Genomic DNA, 26,844 nt, shown 5'->3' with positions numbered 1-26,844 from the left:
GATACCTGCTTTCTCTTACGTCTTGGTACTGACGACACTAACCAACCTGGGCCGCCGCGCATGCCCGTAGAGGCCCGCGTTCGCTCACAGCGTCACTTGGCGGTGTCGTCGGCCTCGTCGGCGTTGTCGCTGTCGGAGTCCTCGGCGCTGTCGTCGGCCGCCTCGGTGGCGTCCTCGTCGGCGCCCTCGGCGGCCTGCTCACCCGACGGGCCGAAGAACTCCGTGGTGTCGATCACGGTGCCGTCGGTGTCGGTGACCGTGGCGGCGTGCACCACCGCGGCGATGGTCAGGCCACGGCGCACGTCGGCGAACATTGCGGGCAGCTGGTTGTTCTGCTGCAGGATCTGGATCAGCTGCTGCGGCTCAAGGCCGTACTGACGCGACATCAGCACGAGCCGCTCGGTGAGGTCGTTCTGGCCGACCTGGATGTCGAGCTTGTCGGCGACGGCGTCCATCAGCAGCTGGGTCTTGACGGCCTTCTCGGCGTTGCTGCGGTTGTCGGTGTCGAACTCCTCGCGGCTGCTGCCCTGCTCGGTCAGCTGCTCGGCGAACTTGTCCTCGTCGTGGTCGAGGCCGTGGATCGCGTTGTGCAGGGTCTCATCGATCTGGGCCTGGACGATCTTCTCCGGCAGCGGAACCTCGGTCTGCTCCAGCAGCGCCTCGATCGCCTTGTCGCGGATCTGCTCGGCCTGCTGGACGCTCTTCACCCGGCGCACCTGATCGGTGAGGTTGTTCTTCAACTCCTCGATCGTGTCGAATTCGCTTGCCAGCTGAGCGAACTCGTCGTCGGGCTCGGGAAGCTCGCGCTCCTTGACGGACTTCACGGTCACCGTGACCTCGGCGTCCTGGCCGGCGTACTCACCGGCGGCCAGCTTGGTGGTGAAGACCTTGGACTCACCGGCCTTCAGACCCTTGATGGCGTCGTCGAGGCCCTCGATCAACTGACCGGAACCGACCTCGTGCGACAGGCCCTCGGTGGCGGCCTCGGGAACCTCGTTGCCGTCGACTGTGGCCGACAGGTCGATGGAGACGAAGTCACCGTCCTGCGCGCCGCGCTCGACACCGGTCAGGGTGCCGAACCGGGCCCGCAGGTTCTGCAGCTCGGTGTCGACCTCCTCGTCGGTGACCTCGATCGGGTCGACCGTGATCTTCAGCGCCTCCAGATCGGGCAGCGTGATCTCGGGGCGGACGTCGACCTCGGCCGTGAACACCAGCTCCTCGTTGTCCTCGAGTTTGGTGATCTCGATCTCAGGCTGGCCGAGCGGCTTCACGTCCTGGGTCGAGACGGCCTCGCTGTAGCGGGACGGCAGCGCGTCGTTGACGACCTGCTCCAGCACGGCGCCGCGGCCGATGCGGGCCTCCAGCAGCTTGCGCGGAGCCTTGCCCGGGCGGAAACCGGGCAGCCGGACCTGCTTGGCGAGCTCCTTGAATGCGCGATCGAAGTCCGGCTCAAGCTCGGTGAAGGGCACCTCCACATTGATCCGCACCCGCGTGGGGCTCAACTGCTCGACGGTGCTCTTCACTCTTCTTGCTCCTAGATAGTTCTGTCGTACTGACGGGTGAGTCGGGGTGACAGGATTTGAACCTGCGGCCTTCCGCTCCCAAAGCGGATGCGCTACCAAGCTGCGCTACACCCCGTGTCCTGGTCGATCCGCCGGCCGACACGCCCGCGAAAAGGACCACGCGAGATACTACGTGCTGACGACACGGAGCATTCAATTGGATTTGATTCGGGGCGCACCGGTACAGTGCTGGTGCACATGCGGGCGTAGCTCAATGGTAGAGCCCTAGTCTTCCAAACTAGCTACGCGGGTTCGATTCCCGTCGCCCGCTCCAACAAACCGCCCATACCGGGCGGTTTTTGTTTTGCCGGCCGACTTCGTTGCCTGACCGACCGGCGCGCCCACCCCGGTCACGGGCACGTCTCGAACACCTTTCGATCGGCACAGCGGGGCTGCGTCGTGCTGGACGCGCCCTTACATTGAGTAACAGGCGGGGATCCCCGAGCGATCTTGAAACCGACGGCGCGCGTCGACGTCGAAAACGCGCCCATTGCCGCCACACCCGTGCAGGAGTCGAATGCCCGAGATGAGCACCATCGCAGGCAGCTGCGCACCGGAGTTCGGCGCCGTCCGCGACGCGTTCGAGCAGAACTTCGCCGAGCGCGGTGAGATCGGCGCCGCCGTCGCGGTGTGGGTCGAGGGCGACCTGGTGGTCAATCTGTGGGGTGGCCGGGCCGACGCCGCGGGCACCCGTCCCTGGCGCGAGGACACCCTGGCCAGCGTCTTCTCCGGTTCCAAGGGCCTCACCAGCACGTGCGTGCACCTACTCGCCGACCGCGGCGAGCTCGACCTGAACGCTCCGGTCGCCCGGTATTGGCCCGAGTTCGCGCAGGCAGGCAAGGACGACATCACCATCGCGATGGTCCTCGGGCATCGGTCGGGAGTGATCGGCCCGCGTGAACCGATGGACTGGCGTGAGGTCACGGACTGGGACAGCGTGTGCGAGCGCATCGCGGCCGCCGAACCGTGGTGGGAACCCGGCACCGCGCAGGGTTATCACGTGGTCACGTTCGGGTTCATCCTCGGCGAGGTGATCCGCCGGGTCACCGGCCGGACGCTGGGCCAGTACCTGCGCACCGAGATCGCCGAGCCGCTCGGCATCGACGTGCACATCGGGCTTCCTGCTGCCGAACACCACCGCTGCGCGGAGATGGTCAACAAGCCGACGGTGCAGGGGCTGCTGGCCGACAGTGGGTTCGTCGTACCGCCGGACACATTGGACGCACACCCGATGGCCGGCTGGGCGGTGTCGATGAACTTCGTGCCCGACGACGAGCTCGGCGTCCACAGTCTCGACAACTGGCGGTCGGCCGAGTTCCCCAGCACCAACGCGCACGTGTCGGCGTTGGGTATGGCGACGTTCTACAACGCGCTGGCCCAGGAGAAACTGCTGAGCCGCGAGCACATGGAGTTGTGCCGGGTCTCGCAGGGCGGGTTCGACACCGACGTGGTGCTCGGCCCGCGGGTCGCCGACCACGGTTGGGGCCTGGGCTACATGCTCAATCAGCGCGGCGTGGCGGGCCCGAACACCCGCATATTCGGCCACGGCGGATCGGGCGGTTCGTTCGCGTTCGTCGATCTCGAGCACCGGATCGGCTACGCGTACGTGATGAACTATTTCGACGCCACGAAGTGCAATGCCGATCCGCGAACGGTCGCGCTGTCCAACGAGGTCTACTCAGCTCTGGGCGTAATTTAAGGGCCTGCTCACAGACCCGGAAACCCCGTTTCCTGTAGGTACGCTGGACGCCATGAACGGCTTCGTGCTGGTACTCATCATCCTCGTCATCGCCGCGATCGCCTTCGCGGTCTACAGCTCGTCGAAGGCGAACGGCCGCTCGGCCGAAACCCTGGCCGACGCCAAGGCCGATGCGCGGCGCCTCATCGAGCGGCTCGGCGGGCAGGTGCTCAACCTGACCGGCAGCGACGACGCCTCCAAGCAGGCGCTTGCCGACGCGTCGGAGCGCTACACCGCCGCGTCGTCCCAGATCGACCAGGCCACGACCGTCAAGCAGGCCGAACTCGCCAAGGAAAGCGCGATCGAGGGCCTGTACTACGTCCGCGCGGCCCGCACCGCGATGGGTATGGATCCGGGGCCGGAACTGGAGTCGCTGGCCGGCCAGCGCACCGCGGGCGCGGTCACCGAGGACCGGCGCATCAACTTCGAGGGCCGTGAGATCGAGGCATCCCCCACGCCGTCGCAGCGCACGCCGAACTACTACCCCGGCGGCCGGGTCGCCGGGCGTCCGGTGCCCGCGGGCTGGTACTCCGAGCCGTGGTGGAAGCCCGCGCTGATCGCCGGCGCCTGGGGTTTGGGCTCGGTCCTGCTGTTCGACGCACTGTTCTCAGGCATGCACGGTGTTGACTACGGCGCGCAGGGCTTCGAAAGCGGTTACGGCGACGGCTATTCCGACGGATTCGCGGCCGGGCAGGACTCCGGGATGGACGGCGGCGACAGCGCCGGTGACTGGGGCGGCATGGACACCGGTGGCTGGGATGGCGGCGGCGACTTCGGTGGAGATTTCGGCGGCTTCTGACGCCTGTTCCTTGCGCCAGCAGACGCGTAAGTACCCGTCAGCACGCGTTTTCGGGTACCGCAGCGTCTGCTCGCGAGACGATCAGAACCGGCTGTCGAGCCGCGCGGACACCCCCGCCTCCTGCAGATCGAGGCGTTCGAGCATGGCCCGCGCCGCCTCGTCTTCGATGTGGCCGGCATCGCGCTCGGCGATGAGGGCGGCCCGCTGCGCGGACAGCACCTCGCGGTAGAGCGCCGAGAACACCGCGGCCCGTTTGGTGAGGGCGTCGGGGTCGGGCATCTCGTCGGCGTCCTGCGAGTGCCGGGCGATCATGGCGTGAATCTCCGCGACCACGCGAGGATTCAAACCCGCAGGCGGGTTCGCGAGAAACTCCGCGAGGACGACGTCCGCGGCGTCGTGGACCACGCGCTCGGCCTTGAGTTCCTCTTCGCGGTCGGCCGCGTGATCGTCGGAGAACCGCGACAGATGCAGGCGCCGGATCAGCCACGGCAGTGACCAACCCTGGATCAACAGCGTGCCGACGCTGACCACGAAGGCGATCGCCTGGATGGTGGCGCGCTCGGGGAACGGTTCGCCCGTCACGGTGGTGGCCGGGATGGCCGCCGCGGCGGCGAGCGTCACCACACCGCGCATCCCCGTCCAGGACACGACGACGTTCTCGCGCCAACTCAGCGCCCGTCGATCGATCATGGTGCGCCACTTGGCCTTCGGCTTGCTGCGCGGCTTGACGCCGAGCGCGCCGCGGCCGCCGCGCATCGGGACGGGCACGCTGAACTTGTTCTCCATGTGCCGGGACAGCTTGTTACGCCCGAATATCGCGAACACCGACAGCGGCCGGATCACCAGGACGATCAACAGCACGATGGTCGACGCGACCGCGACCTCGGCGAGCGACTCGTGGGCCTGCCGAAGATCCTCCAGCACGAACCGCAGATGCAGTCCGATGTAGGCGAACACGAACGCCTCCAGCAGCACGTCGACCGAGTTCCACACATAGCGCTCCTGCAGCCGGGTCTGATAACCCGCGCCCAGATTTCCGTTGCCGACCACGAATCCGGCCACCACGACCGCCAACACACCCGATGCGTGCAGCTCCTCCGCCGCGAGGAACGCCGCGAACGGCACCACGAGACCCTGGATGGTCTCCAGGCCGGGGTTGGCCAGCCGCTTGCGGATCCACAACGTCACAACGCCGAGCACCGCACCGACGATGGGTCCGACGGTCGCGCTGTAACCGAACAACAGGAACGGGTTTTCGATGAAGGTGTGGCTGCCCGCGACCTGAGCGACCGCGATCGAGAACAGCGTGAGCGCCGCGGCGTCGTTGATCAGGCTCTCGCCGGTGAGGATCGCCATGACCCGTTTGGGCAGACCGAGTTTGCGTCCGACCGCGACGGCGGTGACCGCGTCGGGTGGCGCGACGATGGCGCCGAGCACGAGCGCCGTCGCGAATGTCAACGGCACCACCACCAACCACGACGACACCGCGGCGACCGCGAAGGCCGTCACCACCACGAGGCCGACACCGAGGCCAAGGATCGGGCGGATGTTGCGCAGGAACGTCGGGAACGAGAAGTCCAGCGCGGCGGAATAGAGCAGCGGCGGCAACACCACGGTCAGCAGGATGTGCGAATCCAGTTCGGGCGGTTCGAACTCCGGCAGGAACGACACCGCACTGCCGATGACGACGATGATGAGCGCGGGTTCCAATCCGCGCCGGTGCGCGATGGCCGTGACGACGATGGCTCCGACGACAACGAGGATCAGTTCCACCCCGAGATTGTCCCGTCAAACTCCGTGACGTGCCGGACGGGCCGATGGCGGGCTCAGGCCTGACAGGTGGGGCACCAGAACAGGTTGCGGCCCTCCAACTCCATGGTGCGCACCGGCGTCCCGCACACGCGGCACGGCTCGCTCGCTCTGCGGTAGACGTACGTGCGAGGTCGCCCCGTCCGGTACGACGGTGCACCGTGGTCGTGTTCGGGCCGCACGACGACGATCTTGCCGCGGCGCACCCCGACCTTCATCAGCTCGACCAGGTCGGTCCACATCGCGTCGAACTCGGCCTGGTCCAACCGGGTTCCGGGCAGGTGCGGGTCGATGCGGTGGCGGAACAGCAGTTCGCTGCGGTAGACGTTGCCGACGCCGGCGATCACCGCCTGGTCCATCAGCAAGGCTCCGATAGGCCTGCGGGACTTGGTGATTCGCTTCCAGGCCAACGCAGGATCGGCGTCAGCCCGCAGTGGGTCGGGCCCGAGTTTGGCGACGATGTCGACGATCTCGGGCTCGGCGATGAGCTCGCAGACGGTCGGACCGCGCAGATCGGTGCCGTACTCGGCACCGATCATCCGCATCCGCACCTGGCCGATCGGTTCGGGCAACGGCACGGGAGCCTCGGTGAACGTGCCGTACAACCCGAGGTGGATGTGGACCACGCGGCCACCGTCGTAGTGGTGGAACAGGTGCTTACCCCAGGCGGACGCACGCTTGAGGATGTGGCCGTTGACCGCGGCGGCTCCGTCGCTGAACCGGCCCTGCGGGCTGGACACGGCGACGGGGGCGCGGCCGAAGCGGCGTTGATGCAGCCGGGCCAGCCGGTGCAGGGTGTGCCCTTCCGGCACGTGTCAGGCCGGGGCGCCCGGAACCGGGGGCGCGACGTGGGTGCGCTCGTATTCCGCCATGATGTCGATCCGGCGCTGGTGACGCTCGGCCTCCGACCATGGCGTGGACAGGAACGCGTCGACGATCGCGAGCGCTTCCTCGGTGGTGTGCATGCGGCCGCCGATACCGATCAGCTGCGCGTTGTTGTGCTCACGGGCGAGCTTCGCGGTCTCGACACTCCACGCGAGCGCGCAACGTGCGCCGGGCACCTTGTTCGCGGCGATCTGCTCACCGTTGCCCGAGCCGCCGAGCACGATGCCGAGGCTGCCGGGATCGGCCACGGTCTTCTCGGCGGCCGCGATGCAGAAAGCCGGGTAGTCGTCGTCGGCGTCGTAGGAGTACGCCCCGCAGTCGATCGGCTCGTGGCCGGTCTTCTCCAAATGCTCGATGATCGTTTTCTTGAATTCGAGTCCGGCGTGATCGGCACCGAGGTAGACGCGCATGGCGGTAACCCTAACGCGTCAGCGGTCCGGCTCCGCGCCCGCTCTGACGCCGGCCGCCAGGAGGTCGAGCATTCGCTGCGCCTGCTCGGCCGAGCCGCTCGCGAGGAAGATCCCGAGCAGGCTCGACACCACGTCCTCGGCACGGACGTCGGCGCGCAGGCTGCCGTCCGCCGCCCCCGCTTCGAGCAGCAGCTCGACCGCCCCGAAGATGCTCGCCCGCGTGTCGTTGTGATCGACCGCGCCGGATTCGAACACCGCCCGAAGCGACTCGGCCATCCCCCGCTTCGCCGCGACGAACTCGGCGTAGCGGTTCATCCACCGGCGCAGCGCCACCGCGGGCGGGTGGGAGGCCAGAAGCTCGGTAGCCGAGGCCGACACCTCGGCGAGCTCGGCTCGGTAGACGGCCTCGATGAGCGCCTCGCGGCTGGGGAAATGCCGGTACAGCGTGCCGATGCCGACGCCGGCGTCGCGAGCGATCGCCTCGAGGGTGACGACGCCGTCCGCGGCCGCGAACGCAGCCGAAGCTGCCGCGAGAAGCCGCTCGCGGTTGCGTTTCGCATCAGCCCGTTCCGCCATAGCGGAGGCACCTCCGTTTTGTTATCGTGGCAAGAAGCGGAGGCCCCTCCGCATCGGTTTCCAGTATCGCAGGTCAGGAGCACATCATGGGCACATCGCACCCCGGCGGCATCGGCACCCTGGGCGGGCACGCGGTCGCGCGGATCGGCTACGGCGCCATGGGACTCGGGCATCAACTCCCCCAGGCCGATGCCGTTGCGGTACTGCGCCGCGCCGTGGCACTCGGCGTCGACCACATCGACACCGCGTCGTTCTACGACGACGGCGAGGTGAACCGCCGCATCCATGACGCGCTGTCGCCGTACGCCGAAGACCTCGTCATCGTCAGCAAGGTCGGCGCGCGGCCCGCCACCGGTCGGATCCCGCTCGCACTGGCCCAGCACCCTGCCGAACTGCGTGCTGCCGTCGAACTCGATCTGACCCAGCTGGGCCTCGACCGGATCCCGGTGGTCAACCTGCGGCGCGCCGACATCGGGCCCGGCGTGATCGCCGAGGGTGACCAGATCGTCGACCTCGACGATCAGCTGGCCGAGATGATCACGCTGCGCGACGAGGGCAAGATCGGCGCGATCGGCATCAGCAATGTCGATCTCGCCACCCTGCGGCGTGCACTGCCGTCCGGCATCGTGTGCGTACAGAACGCTTACAGCGTGCTGAACCGCGAACGCGAATCCGAGCTGGCGTTGTGCGCTGAACACGACATCGCGTGGGTGCCGTTCTTCCCGCTCGGCTCGGCGTTCCCGGGCTTTCCGAAGGTCGCGGAAAACCCTGTGGTGCAACGTATCGCGGGCGACCTCGGTGCCAGTGGCGCCCAGGTCGGGTTGGCCTGGTTGCTGGCGCACGCACCCAACACGCTGCTGATCGCCGGCACCACGTCCGTCGAACACCTCGAAGAGAACCTGCGCGCCGGCGACATCAGCCTGTCGGCCGATCACCTCGCCGAACTCGACGCGGTGTGGGCGGGTGCGTCACCCCACAGTGATGGCGTCGAGGCGTTCCTTGATGAACGCTGACGACGTCACGGGCTCCAGGCCCGATACGCGGCCGACCGGCGGCTCAAGCGGTGTCACCAACGCATCGTGGTTGGCCTCGTAGAAGTAGATCAGCGACACCAGATCTTCTTCCGGCGCATGGGGTTGCGGTGGCAGCACGCGATGGCGTCCCGACGGCCAGCGCCTGCCGCTCCAGTATTCGAGAAGGTCGCCGATGTTGATCGTGAGCGCACCGGGCTCCCACGGTGCGTCCTCCCAGCCCTCGGCCTCCGAGTACACCTGCAGGCCGCCTGCGCCGGGTTCGCGGTCCAGTACGGTCACGGTGCCGAAGTCGGTGTGCGGCCCGATCCGGAACTGGCCGGGCTCGGGCTCTCCCACCACGCTCACGGGCGGGTAGTGGTTGATGTTCATCGTCCACGTCGGCCGGTCGGCCAGTGCCACAAACGGATTCACCGAAAGCCCGAGCGCGTGGGCGAAGAGCGCGAGCAGGTCGTCGGAGAGCTTGCGCATCGCCGCGGTGTACTCGGCGACCAGCGGCTGCAATGCGGGTACCTCGGCCGGCCACACGTTGGGCGCGAACCAGATCCGGTCGACATCCGGGTCGCCGGTCGCGGTCTCGGCGCCAAGGCTGTAGCTCTCCTTGAGGTCCGGTGGCGTCTCGGTGCCTTCTGCGTAGCCATTGGCCTCGGCACCGGGCCCGATCCAGCCGTGCCCACCGACCGGCACCGAGTAGCGCTGCTTGACCTCGGTGGGCAGCGCGAAGAACTCCCGGCTCGCCGCACGCACCCGGGCCGCCAGGTCGGTGTCCACACCGTGGCCGGTGACCACGATGAAGCCGGCCCGTTGCAGGCCGGCGTCGACCTCGGCGGCAACGGCGTCCGCTTCGGCACCACCGGCATACCAGCGCGATATGTCCACTGTCGCAATGGCACTCATTCAGCCACCCCGATGTCCTCGTTCCATAGTTCTGGCCGTGCCGCGATGAACTCCTCCATCATCGACACGCACCGCTGATCCTCGAGCAGTGTGATCTTCACACCGTTTTCGGCAAGCCAGTCGTGGCCGCCGGAGAATGTCTTGGCCTCGCCGATCACCACCGCGCCGATGTTGAACTGACGCACCAGGCCGCTGCAGTACCAACACGGCGAGAGCGTCGTCACCATGACCGTGGACCGGTAGTCCCGCTGGCGGCCGGCGTTGCGGAACGCGTCGGTCTCGCCGTGCACCGACGGGTCGTCGTTCTGCACCCGGCGGTTGCGCCCGCTACCCAGCAGCACCCCGTCGGTGGTGAACAACGCCGCCCCGATCGGAATACCGCCTTCCGCCAAACCCTTTCGGGCCTCGTCGACGGCGACGTCGAGCATCTGTTCCGGCGTCACACTGCCACCTTCTCAGCTTGGACCTTGGTGCGGCACAGCGCCAGATAGCAACCCGCGGCGAGCGCGAATCCGACAAAGAAACCGATGTCACCGAGTTCGGGCAGCGCCCGGACCACATAACCCACGAACAACTCCTGGTTACAGAACAGCAGTACCGACACCACCAGACCGATCAGGAACGACAGTAGCCCCGGCCAGTTGGAGTAATCGCGGTCATAGAGAAATCCGTCGACCCGGTGACCGCGGCGCAGATACTGATCGGCGAAGACGACGCCCAGCCAGGGACCGACCCAATAAGCGATCAGGAACAGGAAGCCCTTGTAACTGGTGGCGGCATCGGCCAACGCCCACCAGGCGACGAGGAATCCGGCGACCCCGAAGAATGCGGTGGCCAGCGCCCGCGCGATGTGGGCGGGCAGCTTGACGCCGGTGGTGACGAACGCCATGCCTGCCGAGTAGACGTTGATCGCGTTGGCGGCGATGGCCCCGATCGCGATGGCCAGCAGCGTGGCGCCGGCCAGCCACCCGGGCAGCGAGCTCGTGAACGCGTCCGTCGGGTTGTCCGTCGGCGCCGTCACGATGGTCACCGAGGCCGCACCGACGATCGCCAGGATCGTGCACGCCGAGAACAGCCCGGTGGCGGCGAACAGGCCGGTGCGGACCGGTGACACCGTGCTCGGCAGGTAGCGGCTGAAGTCGGCGGCATAGGGCGCCCAGCCCGCGACATAGCCGAACGTGGTCCCCACCGTGAGCAGGAAGCCGCCGAGTCCGCCGACGCCGCCGTCGACCGCGGGCGCACCAAGATCGGCTTTCGACATGATGATCACCGAGGTGATCGCGAAGATCACCGCGAGCACCGGGAACGCCCAGCGCTCGAACGCCTGCACCAGATTGTGGCCGAAGAAGGCCAGCGCGGTCTGCACCGCGACCACCAGCACCAGCGCCGGAAGCGGGCCGATCCCGAACAGCGTCGAGAGCGCGAACGCTCCGCTGACGCTGTTGGTGGCGAACCAGCCGACGCCTGCGGTGACCGCCATCAGCACCGATGGCACCGCATTCCCCCGGAAGCCGAACGGCAAGCGCCCCAACACCATCTGCGGCACCCCGAGCTGCGGCCCCCGCGCGGAGAGAAAGAAGTGCGCCAGCGCGCCGAGGCCGGCGCCCACGATGATGCCCGCCGCGGCCTGCCAGAAGTTCATGCCGAAATAGGAGACCGCGAGCACGCCGAGGAAGATGGTCGCGAACTCGAGGTTCGGCGACGCCCACGTCCACAGCAGTTGGCTGGGGCGCCCGTGCCGGTCGGCCTCGGCGATGTACTCGTTGCCGCCCGGCTCGACGGCTGCGATGCGGTCGCGATAGGAACCGTCGGTGGTGGGCTCGGGCGCATTCATGCGTTACACCGTGGCGTGAACCGCGGTGTAACGCAACCTGAACGCGACAATACGGTCGCGGTCAGTCCGGCTGGGCAGCCGCGAGCAACTGCCGCGCGCTCGCGACGATGTGGTCGTCGAGAGCGGCCCGCCGGGTGTCCGGGCCTCCGGTGGTGATCGCCTCGAGCAGCGCGCGGTGCTCCTCCGGGATCGCGAACGGGCTGTCATGTCGTTTGGCGAGCCGGTGGATCTGCATCCGGATGCGTGGCTGCACGCTGGTCCACAGCTGCATGGCGTGCTCGGAATGTGCACTCTTGACGATGGTCTCGTGGAACTGCACATCGAGTTCGTTGAGCTGTTCGAGGTCATCGACGAGCGCCGCCTTGTCCATGAGCTCGACGAGGCGCCCGAGTTCGGCGAGCACCGCGGGGGCGGCGCTGGCCTTCTCCACCGCGAACTGCTCGATGGCGAGCCGCACCGGCAGTAACACGCCCAGCAATTCATCGGCACTCACCGCCGCGACGAACGCCCCGCGGTTGGGGATGTGATGAACCAGCCCTTCACTTTCCATCTGGCGCAGCGCTTCTCGCACCGGCCCCGGGCTCGTCGAGAGGTGCGCGGCCAGGACGTCCTGCTTGAGCTGAGCACCCGGAGCCAAGACGCCTTTCACGATCTGTTCGCGCAACCAGTCCGCGATCTGATGCCGCCGCGAGGAAGCGAACGGGGCAGCGGCGGCCAGCGGTTCGATGGCCCCCAACACGTCCTCCGTCATACGTATCTCTCCCTTCACGACGGTTGCCCGCCGCCCTAATCCTATGCAGCCGCGTTCGGCGGCCAGATGACAAACACGACGCACTGTTGCGTTGATTACAGATTATAGATAATCTCTGATCCACGCCATCCCGGCTCCGGACCGACGGACAAACGCCCATCCGGTAGCCGAAACCTCCCCCGAACAAAGGACACTCATGCGCACAGGTATCCGTGCGGCGATCGCCGCGCTCGCCGCCACCGCCGCGGTGATCACGGCGGGCTGTACATCTTCCGACCAGGCCGGCCCCGCCTCATCCCAGAACAGCGTCTTGTCGAAAGTCCTGACCACCAAGAAGCTCACCGTCGGCGTCTTCGCCGACGCACCGCCGTACGGCGTGATGAACAGCTCGGGCGAGTACGAAGGTTTCGACATCGACAAGGCGCGGGCACTTGCCGAATCACTCGGCGCCGAAGTCGAATTCGTCAGCACCACGAACGCGAGCCGGATTCCGATGCTCGAGACCGGCAAGGCCGACGTCGTCATCGCCGCACTGACCAACCTCGACGAACGCGCCCAGGTGGTGGCGCTGACGAGGCCATACGCGTCCGAAGGCCAGCTCGTCGTGGTACCCGCCGACAGCCCGATCCGCAGCTACGACGACCTCGCCGGCCGCACGGTCGCCGCGACGCGCGGCAGTGTGCCCGCCACGATCCTGGAGGCGGAGTTTCCGCAGGCCAAGCCCAGCCTGTTCGAGGCCGTGGCCGACTCCATCCAGGCGCTGCGCAGCGGAAAGGTCGACGCCCTGATGGAAAGCACCGCAGTGGTGGCCGACATCCGGGCCAGCGAGGGCGCCGCGGTGCGCGTGCTCGACGCTCCCGCGCTGGCCCCCTCGTTCGTGTCCTTCGGCGTCAAGATGGGCGACCAGCTCTGGCTCAACTACCTGAACAACTTCATCATGAACTACAACATCAGCAAGGCCGCCAATGAGTCCTACAACCGGTGGCTCGGCATGGACGTCCCCGACCTCATCAAGTAACTCGCTGCATCCCAACATCTTTCAGGACAACACATGCAGCTTTACTACGGGGACCTGATCCCCTACCTCCCGGCACTGCTCAAAGGTCTCGCGGTCAGCATCGGGGTGAGCCTGGTCGCCGCGATTGTCGGCGGCGCATTCGGAATCCTGCTCTACGCCGGGCGCACCTCCCAGGTGAGTGTCTTCCGGGCCGCGTCGTCGGCCTACATCGAGATCATCCGCAACACCCCACTGCTGTTGCAGCTCTACCTCGTCTACTTCGCGCTGCCGCAGGCCGGGGTCAACCTCGACCCGGTCGCGGCGGGCATCCTCGCGCTCAGCATCAACAACGCGGCGTACATGGCCGAGATCTATCGCGCCGGCTTTCAGTCCGTACCCGCAGGCCTGCGCGAAGCGGGCGCGGCACTCGGGCTCAGCCCACGTGACACGTTCTGGCGTGTGCTGTTTCCACCGGCGATGCGAAATGTCCTGCCGGCCATCACCAATCAAACCATCCTGCTGTTTCTGGCCTCGTCGATCACGTCGGTCGTATCCCTGCCCGACCTGATGCACGTGATGATGGGAATCACCTCGACCACGTTCCGCACCATCGAGGCGTTCACCGTCGGCGGCCTGCTCTACTTCGCGGTCGCATTCCTCATCGCGAGCCTGTCGCGAATCGTCGAAACCCGGTTCATCAAGTGGAAGGTGGCGTGATGTTCGAGGGACTCGGCACCCAACATCTGTCATTGATCTGGCACGGGGCGCTTGTAACGCTCCAGATATGCGCGCTGTCAGTTCTTTTCGGCGGCATCCTGGGAATCGTCATCGGGCTGATGTCCACCGGCCCCATCCGCACCCTGCGATGGGTGGCCGCCATCTACGTCGCGGTGATACGCGGCATCCCGGTGTTGCTGATCATCTTCTTCGTCTACTTCGGAATACCGCTGCTGGCCCCCGGCAGCAGCCTCTCGGAGTACTGGGCCGCCGTGATCGCGCTGTCGGTGTTCGCGTCGGCCTACATCGGCGAGCTCGTGCGTGGCAGCATCCAAGCGGTCCCCCGCGGGCAGTTCGAGGCCGCCGACGCACTCGGACTGTCCTACGCGCAACGCATGCGGTGGGTCATCCTGCCGCAGGCAGCACGGGTGATCGTGCCACCCGGTGTCGGTTTCCTGGTGATCCTGATCAAAGACAGCTCGCTCGTCGCGGTCATCGGGCTCATCGAGCTGACCCGCGCAGGCAATGTCGTCAGCTCGCTGACCGCCGATCCGATCACCACCTACCTCATCGTCGGGGCCGGCTATTTCGTCATCTGCTACGCGCTTTCGTCCCTGGGCCGCCGCTACGAACGACGGCTCGGCATTCACGTCAAGGCGCCCGCGGTCGGCGACACCCTCACCCTCACCACAGGAGCGAACAAATGATCGATGTCGATGGACTGCGGCTGAGCTTCGGCGACACCGAAGTGCTGCACGGGGTTTCGTGTCGGGTGGCCGAACGCGAAGTCGTGTGCATCATCGGCGCGTCGGGTTCGGGCAAGAGCACGCTGTTGCGCTGCATGAACGGCCTGGAACGGCCGTCGCACGGCACGATCGTGATCAACGGGCACACGCTGGGGCCCCAGGAGAAGACCGCCGACCTGGCCGTGGTGCGCCGTGACGTGGGCATGGTGTTCCAGCATTTCAACCTTTTCCCGCACATGACCGTCATCGAGAACATCGCGCTCGCGCCGCGACGGGTGCTGGGGCGCAACAAGACCGATGCCGATGAACGAGCCCGCACGCTGCTGGGGCGAGTAGGTCTGGCCGACAAGGCCGACGTCTATCCCGATTCGCTGTCAGGCGGCCAGAAGCAACGCGTGGCCATCGCCCGCGCGCTCGCCATGGACCCGAAGATCATGCTCTTCGACGAACCGACCTCGGCGCTGGACCCCGAGATCGTCGGCGAGGTGCTGGCGGTGATGAAAGACCTTGCCGCCGACGGTATGACGATGGTCGTGGTGACCCACGAGATGGGATTCGCCCGCGAGGTCTCCGACCGGGTGATGTACATGGACAAGGGCATGATCGTCGAAACGGCCAGTCCGGCATCGCTGTTCAGTTCACCGCAGGAAACCCGTACCCGGGAGTTCCTGAGCAAGGTGCTCTGAATGCCTGCCCTGGACTACCTGCTGACGGGCGCCGAGATCGTCGACGGCACCGGGGCTCCCCCGCGCCGTGCCGATGTCGGGCTGCGTGGGGACCGCATCGCCTTCGTCGGGTTGTCGCCCGACGTGCGGGCGGTCAGCACGCTGGACTGCACCGGCATGATCATCACGCCCGGGCTGATCGATCCGCACAGCCACAGCGACTGGTCGGTGCTGGGCAATCCCGACGCGTTCAGCACGATTCATCAGGGTGTCACGACCGAGGTGGTCGGCAATTGTGGTGTCACCTATGCCCCGATCGGCGACGACGATGTCGACGCGACCACAGGCGCCCTGCAGGCCATGGGTTACGACGGCCCGGTCGACTGGCGCAGCTTCGGCGATCTCGTGCAGCGCGTGCACTCCGGTCAGACGGCCCAGAACCTCATGTGGTTCGTCGGGCACACCGCGATTCGCTCCGCCGCGCGGTCGGCCGATGACCAACTCCGCGGGCAGGTCCACCTGCTCGAGGAGTCGATGGAGGCCGGCGCGATCGGTTTCACGAGCGGGCTGGAGTACGGCTCAGGACGTTTCGCGCCGACCGAGGAACTCGTGACGCTCGCCTCGGTGGTCGGCAGGCGCGACGGCATGTACGCGAGCCACATCCGCAACCGCGACGCCGGTCTCGACACCGCCGTGGACGAGTTCTTCGCCGTCGTCGACGGCGGTGGCGTGCGGGCTCAGCTGTCGCACCTCAACGTGCGCCATGACACCGGGGCCGAACCCGGCGCCTGGGAACGCGCGGCCGAGCGCGTCGTCACCGAACGACAGCGCGGAACCGATGTGCTGGCCGACATGACCCCTTACCCGCACGGCATCGGCATGGCCACCGGGTTGCTGCCGGCATGGCTGGCCGAACGCCCCGGCGCAGAGGCCGCCGAGCTGCTCAAGGACCGAGAAGTCCGCGACCGGGTGCGCCGCGACAGCGACCGCTACTGGCGGTTCGTGCACCGCGGCCAGTGGCACCGCGTGCGGCTCGGTGTCAGTCCCGCCCATCCCGACTGGGAAGGCCTGTCGTTCACCGAGATTGCCGAGAAGCACGGCGCCGACGAATGGGAGTGCCTGTTCGACATCCTCACCGCGGCGGGCGCCGACATGGGCAGCGTGCAGCTGATCGGCGACCTGTTCACCGCGGGCCATCTCGCCGAGGCGATCGCGCACGACCACTTCCTGCTCGGGGTCGACGCGTTCACCACATGCCGGCACGGCGCGCTGGAGGGCCGGACCCGCAATCCGCTGTTCTACCACGGGCATACGCATTACCTGGCTCATCACGTGCCGGCGGGCACGCTGTCGCTGGAGACGGCCATCCACAAGATGACCGGGATGGTCGCCGCACACTTCGGCATGCGCGACCGGGGTGAATTGCGCGCGGGCGCGTTCGCCGATGTCGTCGTATTCGATCCCGAGATCGTTGCCCGCACCGACACCTGGACGCTGCCGACCCGATACGCCGACGCCGCACGCCACGTCTGGGTGAACGGCGTACCCGTCGTCACCGACGCCACCCACACGGGCCGCAGGCCCGGACTCATGCTCACCCACCGGCCGTGACCGCTCGGCCATATCATCCCGAGGAGTACCAAACCACATGAAAATCACCGGCATTCAGACGTGCGGGCTGCGCGGCGCCACCCCGGAGGGGGGCTGGTCCAACGAACTGCGTCCCGACGACGTCGTGCACACCCTGGTCGCCGTCCACACCGACAGCGGCCAGGTGGGCATCGGCAGTGCCTTCACGACCGAGGGTTTGGTGGCCGCCGCCGTGGATGTTCTTGCACCGCAACTCATCGGGCAGAGTGCGCTGGAAGCCGAGCGGCTCACCGAGACACTGCACCAGAGCGCGTTCTGGATGGGGCGCGGCGGTTCCTTGACCCACGCGACCAGCGCCATCGACATCGCGCTGTGGGACCTGGCCGGCCAGGCGCTGGGGCAACCGGTCGGACGGCTGCTCGGTGGCCGCTACCGGGACCGGGTCCGCCCGTACGCCTCGGTGCTCATGGACGAGGCGCCGGTGATGACCGAAAACCTGTCGCAGCTGGCGGATCAGGGCTTCACGGCGTTCAAGATCGGCTGGTGGAAGTTCGGCCGCGTGGACAGCGAGACCGACGAGCGCACGGTGGCCGCGGCCCGTGAAGCCGTCGGCGATCACATACTGGCGGTCGACGCCGGTGGTTCAGAGGCCTTCTTCCCCGGCGGATTGTCGTGGGCCAAACGCACGGCCGACATGCTGGCCGATTACGGCGTCGCGTGGTTCGAGGAGGCGCTGGCACCCGACGACGTCGACGGTTTCGTGGAGTTGAGACGGCATTCCAAGGTGCCGATCAGTGGCGGCGAGGTGCTGACCCGTCGGCAGACGTTCCTCCCGTTCCTTGATGCGGGGGCCTTCGACATCGTGCAACCCGACACCACCAAAGGCGGCGGCCTGAGCGAATCCCGACGGATCGGCTGGGCCGCGCAGGACCGCGGGGTGCGGCTCATACCGCACGGCTGGAACACCGCGATCGGTCTGGCCGCCGATCTGCACCTGGCCTCAGCACTGGCCGCGACCGACTTCGTCGAGTACAAGACCGGATCGGCCTACATCGACGAACTCGTCAGCGGCGGATGGGATCTCGACAACGAAGGCATGCTCGCGGTGCCGGACGGGCCCGGGCTCGGCGTCACGCTGGACCGGGCTGCGCTCGAGCGCTACGGCACTCGCCCGACATTCGCCGATGCGCGATGAGTGAGGTGTTCGATCACCGGGTGATCCCGCTGGCGACCGTGCAGGAGCCGAGTCACATCGACGTGATCGGCGACGGACTCGTCGAGGGCGGCCTGCCCGTGGTCGAGGTCGGGATGCGCGGCGCGCACGGCCTCGACGCGATCCGCCGGCTGTCGGCGCGCGGCGACCTCCTGGTCGGCGCCGGAACCGTCCGCTCCGTCCCCCAAGCCCGCGAGGTGATCGATGCGGGCGCACAGTTCGTGGTGTCACCCGGTCTGGACGACGACGTGGTCCGGTTCGTGACGGATGCCGGGCTGCCCATCATTCCGGGGGTGCTCAGCCCGACCGAAGTGGGTGCCGCGGCACGTCTCGGTCTGCGTCGGGTCAAGCTGTTCCCGGCCGCGGCCGTCGATGCCTCGGCTCTGCTGACCGCCTACGCCGCGGTGTTTCCCGACGTCCGATTCATGCCGTCGGCCGGTGTCACGGCCGCTTCGATGGCCGGATTCCTGTCCCAGCAGGCGGTTTTCGCGGTGAGCGGCAGCTGGATCACCGCACGCGCGGCCGACGGTGCTGCCGCGGTCGCCGCCGCGGCTCGAGACGCGGTCGCCGTGGCCGCGGGGGTGTGACGATGAGTTTCGACGTTGTCGCGATCGGTGAGAGTCTCGGGCTGCTGACCGCACCACGGCCCGGCCGCCTGCACCACAACCCCGCGCTGCGCCTGGGATTCGGTGGCGCGGAAAGCAACGTCGCCATCGGCGTCGCCCGTCTGGGCGGGTCGGCGGCCTGGATCGGGCGGATCGGCGCGGACAGTCTCGGGGAGTTGATTCTGCGCGAACTGCGCGCCGAGGCCGTCCACACCTTCCCGGCGCTCGACCACGACGCCGCGACGGCCCTCATGATCAAAGAGCGACCCCATCCGGGCGCATCGCAGATCAGCTACTACCGCCGCGGGCACGCCGGCACCCGTCTGCAGCCCTGTGACATCCCGGCCACCGTCGTGGGCGACACGAAAATCCTTCATATCACCGGGATTTCAGCGGGACTGGGCAAAGGCCCGTTGGCTGCGGCGCACGCCGCGATAGACCTTGCCGCCGCGGCAGGCGCCGCCGTGTCGTTCGACGTCAACCACCGCGACGCGCTGTGGGCCGACCGCGACGCCGCCGCGGCCGCCTACCGCGAGTTGGCGCGCCGAGCCGACATCGTGTTCGCCGGAGAGGACGAGGCACACCTGCTGACCGACGTCGAGACACCCGACCGGCAGCTCGACGCCCTGCTGGGCATGGGCGTCGAGTGTGCGGTGGTCAAGCGCGGCGCCGAGGGCGCGATGGCCGCCACCGTGGGTTGGCGCCACTCGGCGCCTGCCGTGCCGGTCCCGGTGGTGGACACCGTGGGTGCCGGTGACGCGTTCGTCGCCGGATGGCTGGCAGAGCGCGCCCAGGGCGCCGATCCGCGACTGTGTCTGGACACCGCGCTGGCCTGCGGGGCATTCGCATGCACCGGCGAAGGCGACTGGGAATCCGCACCCACGCGCGACGACCTGCGGTGGCTACGCGCGGGTGCGGCGGACCCGGTGCGCCGCTAGTCGAATTCCGGGCGCTCGTTGCGGGTGCGCTTGAGCTCCCAGAAATGCGGATACGACGCGAACGTCACCGACGCGTCCCATAACTTGCCCGCCTCCTCGCCGCGCGGGATGCGGGAGAGGACCGGGCCGAAGAACGCCACGCCGTTGACGTGGATGGTCGGTGTGCCGACGTCCTCGCCCACCGCATCCATCCCGGCATGGTGGCTCTTGCGCAGGGCTTCGTCGTACTTGTCGGTCGTGGCGGCCTCGGCGAGTTCGGCGGGCAGGCCGACCTCCTCGAGGGACTGCGCGATCACCTCGTCGAAGTCCTTGTTCTCGAGATTGTGGATGCGGAAGCCCATCGCGGTGTAGAGCGGCGACAGGATCTCGGGGCCCTTGAGTTGCTCGGCGGCGATCGCGACCCGGACCGGACCCCAGGCCTTCTTCATCGCCTCTTGGTATTCCTCGGGCAGATCGCGGCCCTCGTTGAGCACGGCCAGGCTCATCACGTGGAACTGCACCTCGATGTCGCGCACCTTCTCGACTTCGAGGATCCAACGCGACGTGATCCAGCACCACGGGCACAGCGGGTCGAACCAGAAACCTGCGGTGTTCTTGCCATCCTTGTTGGCCATTCAACGCGTCCTCTCGATCCGAACTGGACAGAACTCCGTCCAGCACAACTCCATGCACCCTCACCCTGTTCCCGTCATCGGCGTCGCGCAACCGGCACGCGGTGTCGAGGGGGTGGAAAACGAGTAGTCAACTACTCATTCGCGCAGGCCTTGTCCGGTTTTATCGTGGCCTCACTCGTCGGGTCGGCAGAGGAGGCACGCATGATCGGCGCCGATGCAAAGCCGGCCACATCCGGGCTGGCACCCCGGGTCGAGGTGATCGCAGAGACATCGGAGCCGACGAACAGCGCTCGAGCGCGACAGTGCCCGTCGGTCGCCCTCGATGCCAGCAGCCCGGGCGAGACGATGATCAGTGTCTACGTCCACGTCGACGCGGAATTGGACGATGACAGCGCGCGGGCGGTCGCCGAGGCGATCGCCCAGACCGCGCGGCGCGTGAGGTGGAAGTCCAACACCGCGATGGTCGAGGTGAACACCCGAGATGTCGCGACCCTCGCGGCCATCCGTCACGTGGGTTACGTCGAAACCGGATTGAGTCTCAGCGCGCCGAAACCCACCAGTGCCAGGCTGGACAGCGCTCCCGACCCGCAACTTCGACGGGTCACGAAATGCCAGCAGCAACACAAGAACGGCGAGGGCGTTCTTGTCGGGATCATCGACGTCCACGGGTTCGACTTCGCCCACCCCGATTTTCTGGACGAGACACGCCATACGCGATTCGAGGCGATCTGGGATCAGGGCGGCGTCACGCGCCCGCCACCCCCGTCTCGCGCCGGCGACAAAGACGGCTATCAATACGGTTCACTGATCCTCAAGCGCCACATGGACGCGGCGATCGACGCGGCGCCCGTACGCCGGATGGCGGCCACCTCACTCGAGCCCCAGTCGCAGATGGTGCCAGGATCGCACGGCACACACGTCGCCTCGATCGCCGCGGGCAACCGCGGTGTGGCCCGTAATGCCCGGCTGGCAGCCGTGTTGATCGACCTGAGCGAGCAGTCCGAGAACGCCGCGACGAGCTTCTACGATTCGACACGCGTGACCGACGCCGTCGATTATCTGTTGGATCTCGCTACCGAGCTCGGTGGAGAGCAGCCCTTGCCGGTGTCGATCAACATCAGCCTCGGCACCAACGGCCACGCGCACGATTCCACGAGTCCCACGGCCCAGTGGATCGACCATGCACTGTCGACCCGCGGCCGCGCCGTCGCCGTGGCGAGCGGTAACTCGGGTCAGACCGAGGCCGCCGGCGACGGAGACCGGGGCTTCATCAAAGGACGGATCCATGCCAGCGGAAAGCTCCGGAAGGCCGGTTTGCCACACGATCTCGCCTGGATTGTCGAAGGAACCGACCATGTCGCCGATGTCTCGGAGAACGAAATGGAGATCTGGTACGAGGCACAGGACAGGTTCGAAGTGGCGATCAGGCCGCCCGGCGGGACATGGAGCGAGTACATCAAGCCCACGAGAAAAGCGATCAACAAACGCCTCGGCGACGGGACGCGCGTCAGCATCGTCAACGAAAGCTACTATCCGGAGAACGGGCTGAATCGAATATCGGTAATCCTCTCGCCCAGATACCCGCGCCCGGTCAACGGTGCCATACCACAACCGAAGCCGATCACGGCTGGGCAATGGACGGTCCGGCTGCGCGGAATCGTCGTGCGCGACGGCACATTTCACGCGTGGATCGAACGGGATGACGCACGCCGCCGGCCCGGCAGCGGGAATCTGTGGGACTTCCCGTCGTACTTCGCCCCTGGCTCCTATACCGACGACTCGATGATCAACTCCCTGGCGTGCCCCAATCGGGTGATCGCGGTGGCCAACATCGACGTACACGGCGAGAAGGTCAACGTCAGTTCCAGCCGCGGCCCCACTCGAGACGGCCGGTGCAAACCCGACATCGGGGCGGACGGTACCGACGTGGTGGCAGCGTGCGGATTCCACCCGAGAAGTGAGTGGATCGCGATGACAGGCACCAGCATGGCGAGTCCCTACGTGTGCGGCGTCGCGGCGCTGATGTTGGCGGCACACCCGCGCCTCACCGCCGCCCAGATCCAGGGCATCATCCGAGCGACCTCGGCACCGCTCATCGGATACGACTTCGACTGGCGCAAGGACGCGGGCTTCGGGCTGATCAACCCGGCGGGCTGCGTCGAAGCCGCCACGAGCTACAAAGCGAAGGCCGGCAAATGAAACTACTCGCGTTTCACGCCACGGACGGCGATTGTCTACTGCTCGAATCCGGCCGCGGACACCGGGTTCTCGTCGACGGTGGACGGTCATCCAGCTTCAAGCGATGCACGCAGCCCACACTCGACAGACTCGTCACCGAGAACAAGGCGATCGATCTCGTCGTGGTCTCTCACATCGACGCGGACCACATCAGCGGCATACTCCCCCTTCTCGATGCGGTCGAGAAGTGGGCCAGTTTCGAGCACCAGATGGCGCATGCCGAAGAAGGCGAAGTGCTGCGACAACCCACTCTCCCGAAACCGCCTGAGATCAGGGGTATCTGGCACAACTCGTGGCGAAGCCAACTCGGCGAACTCGCCGACCCGGCGGGGAACCTGGCACAAGCCGTCGCGTCGGCAGTCGAACTCTCCCTCGGCGTCGGTAATTCCGACATGACGGAGCCGGCGCTCACACTGTCGAACCTGGCGGCCAGTGTGCAGCAGGGCGAGGAATTGATGAACAAGCTGGACCGCTCCCGCGTGCCGATCCCGTTCAATGCACCTTTCGACGGAATGGTGCTGCTGCGCAGGCCGATTCACGTCGAGAAGCTCGGGGCACTCAAACTGAGCGTGCTGGGCCCCGCCAAACACCACATTGACGAGTTGCGGAAGAAGTTCGAGGTCCTGATCGACGCGCTGCCGCGCCGCGCAGCGGGGGTGACACGCGGTGGCGGCCCGGCGCTCGACATCGGCGGCATCCCGCTGGAGATGGCGATCGACGCATCGCGCGCGTTGATCGAAGACGTGACCGCCCGGGCCGAGATCATCAAAGAGGCCGACGCGTCAAAGGTGACCGTACCCAACCGCGCATCGATCGTCGTACTGGCCGAAGAGAACGGCAGCACCTGCCTGCTCACGGGCGACGCCGCCGAACCGGAGATCATCGATGGCCTCAAAGCCGCCAAACTCCTTGGCCGCGAACCATTCCGGTGCAACGTCCTCAAGGTTCAGCACCACGGCGCCGAGCACAATGTCAGCGCCAAGTTCGCCGAACGCGTGCTGGCCGAGCACTACGTCCTCTGCGGTGACGGCGCGTCGGGGAATCCGAATCCGTCGGTGGTGCGGACGATCATCGAAACCCGCATGAAGGCCGATCCGTCCTCCCCGTTCACGGTGTGGTTCACGAGCTCGGAGACACGGCCGGGTTCGAGGACCAAGCGCGCCGTCATGCGCGACGCGATCGCCGAGGCCACCGCGGCCGAACAGGACCACCCCGACATGGTGTCCGTTCGGGTACTGGCCGACGACGAGAACTTCCACACGATCGAGTTTTGAGGTGATGTCATGAGAATTCGCAAGGATGTGTGGGCATTGACCACCGCGGCCGGCGCCGAATGGCCTGAGGAACTGACGAAGTACCGCGACGCGGTGGCGGCGATGCGACAACTCGATCCGCCCGGCAACGGTAAACCCACCGATCCGCTGTCGTGGACTTTTCAGGCCGCGATCCATGGCCGCAACCGGCCACCGGGCGGGCCCGACACGAGCAACCGATTCTGGAGCAACTGCCAGCACGGCAGCTGGTTCTTTCTCGCGTGGCACCGAATGTACCTGTGCGCGTTCGAGAAAATCGTGCAGCACTTCCTCGATGACGACGACTGGTCGCTGCCCTATTGGTACGCCATCGATCCCGACGACGAGGACAAGGCGGTGCTGCCCCCGGCCTTTCGAGAGAACACCCCAGGCAACGCGCTGTTCACCGATATGCGTTCGGTGCCCGCCAATTCCGGCGATCCGCTGGCATTCGTCGAGCCGGGAAAACCGGCCCTGATCGAGGCCCTGGGCACCCCGTTGTTCAACACCGCCGACGGCATCCAGACCTTCGGCGGCGGCGAACGCGCCACCCCGGCCTACAACGGCGGTGAGCAAGGTCTGCTCGAAGGTGTCCCCCACGGACTGGTGCACGTGCTCGTCGGCAACGACTACGACGCCATCGGAAACCCGATTCGGTTCGGCTGGATGGGCAACTTCGGCACCGCCGCACTCGACCCGATCTTCTGGTTGCACCACTCGAACATCGACCGGCTGTGGCAGGTCTGGCTGGATGCCGACGACACCCATCACAACCCGACCGGCGACCCGGCGTGGATGCGCACGAAGTTCTCGTTCCCCAAACCCGGTGGGGGCACTGTCACGCGGGAGATCGGCGACGTCCTGGACACCACCGCGTTGGGCTACAAGTATGAGAACGTCAAGCCACCCAGCGGACTTCAGCCACCGGAGCCCGCGGGAGGAGGGCGAATCGATTTGGGTCTGGGTGAGGGCGAGCCGATACCGCCGTTGCCGCCACAGGTGATCGGCGCGACAGTCGACGTGCCGATGGTGGGTGATGAGCGCGTCGACGTCGCGATGTCGGAACCCGCCGACATCGGACTCGGCGAACGGGCCGTGGCAGAGCGGTTGCTGCTCCGACTCGAAGGCATCACCGGGACCATCGCCGCGCCTGCCTACGACGTCTACGTCAATGTGCCCGAGGGCGCGTCGCCGCCCGACTACCCGGAGCGCCGCGCCGGCACCCTCACCACGTTCGGGGTTCCCGAGGCCAGCCGTGGCACCGACGACCACGACGGCACCGGACTGAACGCGGTTTTCGACATCTCCTCGGTACGCGACGCGCTCGCCGATGCCGGGCAGTGGGATCCGGCCAATCTGCGGGTCTCGTTCGTCCCGCTCGTTCCGTCCACCTCGAATCAGGCAGCTCTCGACGCGATCGCGGCGGGTGCGGCACCCGTCACCCCCGATCTGCACGCGGCCCGGATCGTCGTCCTGGTCGCCTGATGGTCACGACGGCGGTCCACGACCGGCTGGCCCGTGCGCCGCAGACCTGGGTGTACGTCGTGGCTGGCGCGGCGATGGTGTTGCTGGTGGCCAACCACGTGGCCGGGTCGATGCCGCATCCGGTCGCGGCAACCGACCACCACGCGCACGGTCACCACATGCCCGGTGCGCCGATGCCGGATCAGGCACCGAACACGCTCGCATCGACGTGGTTGTGGTGGACGGTGATGGCCGTGGCCATGATGTTCCCGCTGGCCGCGGCGGGCGCGCGCCGTATCGCGTTGGCAAGCCTTTGGCGCAGAAGACATCTCGCGATCGGCGAGTATCTCGTCGGCTATCTGTCGGTGTGGGCGGTCGCCGGTTTGGTCGCGATCGTCGCCGTCGCGGCGGTGTGGCCGGACGGCGCACCGCCGCAAGCCGTTCCAGTCGTGTTGCTCATCGCCGCGCTGTGGCAGGTGTATCCGGTGCGTCGCAGGGCGCTGGCACGGTGCCGGGGCAGCGGGTTCGTCAATGTGCGGGGATGGCGCGCCGACCGGGATTGCGTGGCCGACGGATGGAATTACGGCACGAAGTGTCTGCTGACCTGTGGGCCGGTGATGGCGGTGATGGCTGTCGGGCACAGCCTGATCGTCATGGCCTGCGTCACGGTGCTGCTGCTGACCGAACGCGCCCGCGGCCCGAATCCGGCACAGCGCGCCGGCCGCCCCTTGGAGGCGGTCGGCCTCGTCGTTATCGCGGGCGCCGTGTACGTCTGGGGTTTGAGCACCGAGATGCCGCTGCCCTGACACATATGGCGACGAAAATGTCGTTGGCCTTCTTGACCACATGGAATCGGTCGACGATGACGGTCGCATGCGGCAGCGCTTCGCAGGCGGCCGCGCGTAGGCCGGTCACAGATCGATGGCCACGTGGGTGATCTGGGACCGCCAATCGGGATCCTGACCCGCCAGCCAGTCGATCACCGCCGAGGTCCGGCCGTTGACCTGGCCAAGTAGGCCTTGGTCACCGGTGATGTCGGCCAGACCGGTGCCGCAGCGATCCACCCACGCCGGAGCCGCGATCACACCTGCGAGCCGTTCTGCAGCCCCGTCGGCGAACGCATCTACTCGACGGCGCAGTTCTCTCGGTTGCAGGTCCCGGGAAGCGACCAGGCGCACGGATGCTCGGCCAACCGGGCTCCATGCGGTCGGGACTGACGTGTGTCGCATCGCGGCCCACGCAGGACTTCGTCGGGCTGGTCACCGGCCCCATGCTGGAGGCAGTCGACCCACTGGTCCCGCGGGGGCAACCTTTCGTGAGCGCGGCGTTGGATCTGGACGACCTTGTCGACGTCGCACATGTCATCCAACAGGAAGCAGTCTGGCCAACCGCTACAACGATTCCGTCGTCTACCTGCGGCGCCGCCGACGACAGAGCCATCACGATCCGGTCGCCTCTTTTACCCGACACGCG

At 67.2% G+C, this 26,844-nt stretch carries 26 protein-coding genes, 2 tRNA genes and 1 pseudogene; 17 read left to right on the top strand and 12 right to left on the bottom strand.

Annotation, left to right across the window (positions count from 1 at the left end; all coding sequences use genetic code 11):
• Positions 1-92: 92 nt before the first annotated feature.
• Both tig and AWC31_RS30395 read right to left on the bottom strand, forming a co-directional pair.
• Positions 93-1,523 carry a trigger factor gene (gene tig / locus AWC31_RS30400; RefSeq protein ID WP_085148442.1) on the bottom strand — a complete coding sequence of 477 codons (1,431 nt, stop codon included), beginning with the start codon at positions 1,521-1,523 and terminating at the stop codon, positions 93-95.
• Between the two features lie 41 nt (positions 1,524-1,564).
• A tRNA-Pro gene (locus tag AWC31_RS30395) sits at positions 1,565-1,638 on the bottom strand.
• Between the two features lie 124 nt (positions 1,639-1,762).
• Between AWC31_RS30395 and AWC31_RS30390 the strand changes: the two genes are divergently transcribed.
• From AWC31_RS30390 to AWC31_RS30380, 3 genes are all read left to right on the top strand, one after another.
• A tRNA-Gly gene (locus tag AWC31_RS30390) sits at positions 1,763-1,836 on the top strand.
• Between the two features lie 243 nt (positions 1,837-2,079).
• On the top strand, positions 2,080-3,261 hold the full coding sequence (locus AWC31_RS30385) for a serine hydrolase domain-containing protein (protein ID WP_085148439.1): 1,182 nt from the start codon (positions 2,080-2,082) through the stop codon (positions 3,259-3,261).
• 52 nt (positions 3,262-3,313) lie between these two features.
• Entirely contained in the window at positions 3,314-4,099 is a 786-nt protein-coding gene (locus AWC31_RS30380) for a hypothetical protein (RefSeq protein ID WP_085148436.1), read from the top strand.
• Between the two features lie 81 nt (positions 4,100-4,180).
• Here the strand turns inward: AWC31_RS30380 and AWC31_RS30375 are convergent, their stop codons facing one another.
• From AWC31_RS30375 to AWC31_RS30360, 4 genes are read right to left on the bottom strand one after another with little or no spacing between them, the layout of a single operon-like run.
• Positions 4,181-5,872, bottom strand: a complete 1,692-nt coding sequence (locus AWC31_RS30375; protein WP_085148433.1) for a cation:proton antiporter — start codon at positions 5,870-5,872, stop codon at positions 4,181-4,183.
• A gap of 53 nt (positions 5,873-5,925) precedes the next feature.
• Positions 5,926-6,720: an Fpg/Nei family DNA glycosylase gene (locus tag AWC31_RS30370; RefSeq protein WP_067847361.1), complete on the bottom strand. Its 795-nt coding sequence runs from the start codon at positions 6,718-6,720 to the stop codon at positions 5,926-5,928.
• 3 nt (positions 6,721-6,723) lie between these two features.
• Positions 6,724-7,203 carry a ribose-5-phosphate isomerase gene (locus tag AWC31_RS30365; protein WP_067847363.1) on the bottom strand — a complete coding sequence of 160 codons (480 nt, stop codon included), beginning with the start codon at positions 7,201-7,203 and terminating at the stop codon, positions 6,724-6,726.
• Positions 7,204-7,221: 18 nt separating this feature from the next.
• Positions 7,222-7,779, bottom strand: a complete 558-nt coding sequence (locus AWC31_RS30360) for a TetR/AcrR family transcriptional regulator (protein WP_067847366.1) — start codon at positions 7,777-7,779, stop codon at positions 7,222-7,224.
• Positions 7,780-7,865: 86 nt separating this feature from the next.
• Between AWC31_RS30360 and AWC31_RS30355 the strand changes: the two genes are divergently transcribed.
• Positions 7,866-8,792, top strand: a complete 927-nt coding sequence (locus AWC31_RS30355; protein ID WP_085148430.1) for an aldo/keto reductase — start codon at positions 7,866-7,868, stop codon at positions 8,790-8,792.
• On the opposite strand, the gene AWC31_RS30350 is transcribed toward AWC31_RS30355, so the two are convergent.
• The 4 genes from AWC31_RS30350 to AWC31_RS30335 form a co-directional block, all read right to left on the bottom strand.
• Entirely contained in the window at positions 8,748-9,707 is a 960-nt protein-coding gene (locus AWC31_RS30350; RefSeq protein WP_085148427.1) for an isopenicillin N synthase family dioxygenase, read from the bottom strand. The genes AWC31_RS30355 and AWC31_RS30350 overlap by 45 nt on opposite strands.
• Positions 9,704-10,150 (bottom strand): nucleoside deaminase, encoded by a 447-nt coding sequence (locus tag AWC31_RS30345; RefSeq protein ID WP_085148424.1) that lies wholly within the window; start codon positions 10,148-10,150, stop codon positions 9,704-9,706. Before AWC31_RS30345 ends, AWC31_RS30350 begins: the two co-directional genes overlap by 4 nt.
• Positions 10,147-11,541: a purine-cytosine permease family protein gene (locus AWC31_RS30340; protein ID WP_085148420.1), complete on the bottom strand. Its 1,395-nt coding sequence runs from the start codon at positions 11,539-11,541 to the stop codon at positions 10,147-10,149. Before AWC31_RS30340 ends, AWC31_RS30345 begins: the two co-directional genes overlap by 4 nt.
• Before the next feature lie 61 nt (positions 11,542-11,602).
• Complete coding sequence (locus tag AWC31_RS30335) at positions 11,603-12,292, bottom strand: GntR family transcriptional regulator (protein WP_067847381.1); 690 nt, start codon at positions 12,290-12,292, stop codon at positions 11,603-11,605.
• Positions 12,293-12,488: 196 nt separating this feature from the next.
• Here AWC31_RS30335 and AWC31_RS30330 point away from each other — a divergent pair, with 196 nt between their 5' ends.
• The 8 genes from AWC31_RS30330 to AWC31_RS30295 are packed head-to-tail and all read left to right on the top strand — an operon-like array spanning position 12,489 to position 19,763.
• Positions 12,489-13,310 carry a transporter substrate-binding domain-containing protein gene (locus tag AWC31_RS30330; RefSeq protein WP_085148417.1) on the top strand — a complete coding sequence of 274 codons (822 nt, stop codon included), beginning with the start codon at positions 12,489-12,491 and terminating at the stop codon, positions 13,308-13,310.
• A 33-nt stretch (positions 13,311-13,343) separates the two neighbouring features.
• Entirely contained in the window at positions 13,344-14,006 is a 663-nt protein-coding gene (locus AWC31_RS30325; protein WP_085148414.1) for an amino acid ABC transporter permease, read from the top strand.
• On the top strand, positions 14,006-14,713 hold the full coding sequence (locus tag AWC31_RS30320) for an amino acid ABC transporter permease (protein ID WP_085149862.1): 708 nt from the start codon (positions 14,006-14,008) through the stop codon (positions 14,711-14,713). The genes AWC31_RS30325 and AWC31_RS30320 overlap by 1 nt, the downstream gene beginning before the upstream one ends.
• On the top strand, positions 14,710-15,438 hold the full coding sequence (locus AWC31_RS30315; protein ID WP_085148412.1) for an amino acid ABC transporter ATP-binding protein: 729 nt from the start codon (positions 14,710-14,712) through the stop codon (positions 15,436-15,438). The genes AWC31_RS30320 and AWC31_RS30315 overlap by 4 nt, the downstream gene beginning before the upstream one ends.
• Positions 15,439-17,028, top strand: a complete 1,590-nt coding sequence (locus AWC31_RS30310; protein WP_085148409.1) for an N-acyl-D-amino-acid deacylase family protein — start codon at positions 15,439-15,441, stop codon at positions 17,026-17,028. It begins immediately after the preceding gene.
• Between the two features lie 37 nt (positions 17,029-17,065).
• A complete protein-coding gene (locus AWC31_RS30305) occupies positions 17,066-18,202 on the top strand; it encodes a mandelate racemase/muconate lactonizing enzyme family protein (RefSeq protein ID WP_085148406.1) in 1,137 nt (378 codons plus the stop codon).
• The gene (locus AWC31_RS30300) at positions 18,199-18,807 is read left to right on the top strand and encodes a bifunctional 4-hydroxy-2-oxoglutarate aldolase/2-dehydro-3-deoxy-phosphogluconate aldolase (RefSeq protein WP_085148402.1); all 609 of its coding nucleotides are present in this window, start codon (positions 18,199-18,201) and stop codon (positions 18,805-18,807) included. The genes AWC31_RS30305 and AWC31_RS30300 overlap by 4 nt, the downstream gene beginning before the upstream one ends.
• A 2-nt stretch (positions 18,808-18,809) precedes the next feature.
• Positions 18,810-19,763, top strand: a complete 954-nt coding sequence (locus AWC31_RS30295) for a sugar kinase (RefSeq protein WP_234817050.1) — start codon at positions 18,810-18,812, stop codon at positions 19,761-19,763.
• Here the strand turns inward: AWC31_RS30295 and AWC31_RS30290 are convergent.
• Positions 19,760-20,377, bottom strand: a complete 618-nt coding sequence (locus AWC31_RS30290) for a mycothiol-dependent nitroreductase Rv2466c family protein (protein WP_067847406.1) — start codon at positions 20,375-20,377, stop codon at positions 19,760-19,762. The two genes, AWC31_RS30295 and AWC31_RS30290, sit on opposite strands and share 4 nt — an antisense overlap.
• Positions 20,378-20,578: 201 nt before the next feature.
• Between AWC31_RS30290 and AWC31_RS30285 the strand changes: the two genes are divergently transcribed.
• Genes AWC31_RS30285 through AWC31_RS30270 form a run of 4 tightly spaced genes read left to right on the top strand, consistent with a single transcriptional unit; the run spans position 20,579 to position 26,177 of the window.
• Entirely contained in the window at positions 20,579-22,576 is a 1,998-nt protein-coding gene (locus tag AWC31_RS30285; RefSeq protein WP_133060233.1) for a S8 family serine peptidase, read from the top strand.
• Positions 22,573-23,889, top strand: a complete 1,317-nt coding sequence (locus AWC31_RS30280) for an MBL fold metallo-hydrolase (protein WP_085148392.1) — start codon at positions 22,573-22,575, stop codon at positions 23,887-23,889. The genes AWC31_RS30285 and AWC31_RS30280 overlap by 4 nt, the downstream gene beginning before the upstream one ends.
• A 9-nt stretch (positions 23,890-23,898) precedes the next feature.
• Positions 23,899-25,392, top strand: a complete 1,494-nt coding sequence (locus AWC31_RS30275; RefSeq protein ID WP_085148389.1) for a tyrosinase family protein — start codon at positions 23,899-23,901, stop codon at positions 25,390-25,392.
• The gene (locus AWC31_RS30270; protein WP_085148384.1) at positions 25,392-26,177 is read left to right on the top strand and encodes a copper chaperone; all 786 of its coding nucleotides are present in this window, start codon (positions 25,392-25,394) and stop codon (positions 26,175-26,177) included. Before AWC31_RS30275 ends, AWC31_RS30270 begins: the two co-directional genes overlap by 1 nt.
• Here AWC31_RS30270 and AWC31_RS30265 read toward each other — a convergent pair.
• Positions 26,125-26,456 (bottom strand): annotated as a pseudogene (locus AWC31_RS30265) (transposase); the annotation flags it as partial. The gene AWC31_RS30270 and the pseudogene AWC31_RS30265 overlap by 53 nt on opposite strands.
• 95 nt (positions 26,457-26,551) lie before the next feature.
• On the opposite strand from AWC31_RS30265, the gene AWC31_RS37685 reads away from it, so the two are divergent.
• The coding region (locus tag AWC31_RS37685; protein WP_207626457.1) for a hypothetical protein at positions 26,552-26,844 on the top strand (293 nt) is incomplete at its 3' end.

Origin of the sequence: Mycolicibacterium wolinskyi, assembly GCF_002101965.1 — a bacterium.
GTDB classification, from domain to species: Bacteria; Actinomycetota; Actinomycetes; order Mycobacteriales; family Mycobacteriaceae; genus Mycobacterium; species Mycobacterium wolinskyi.
This window is presented reverse-complemented; position numbering and strand designations above follow the sequence as displayed.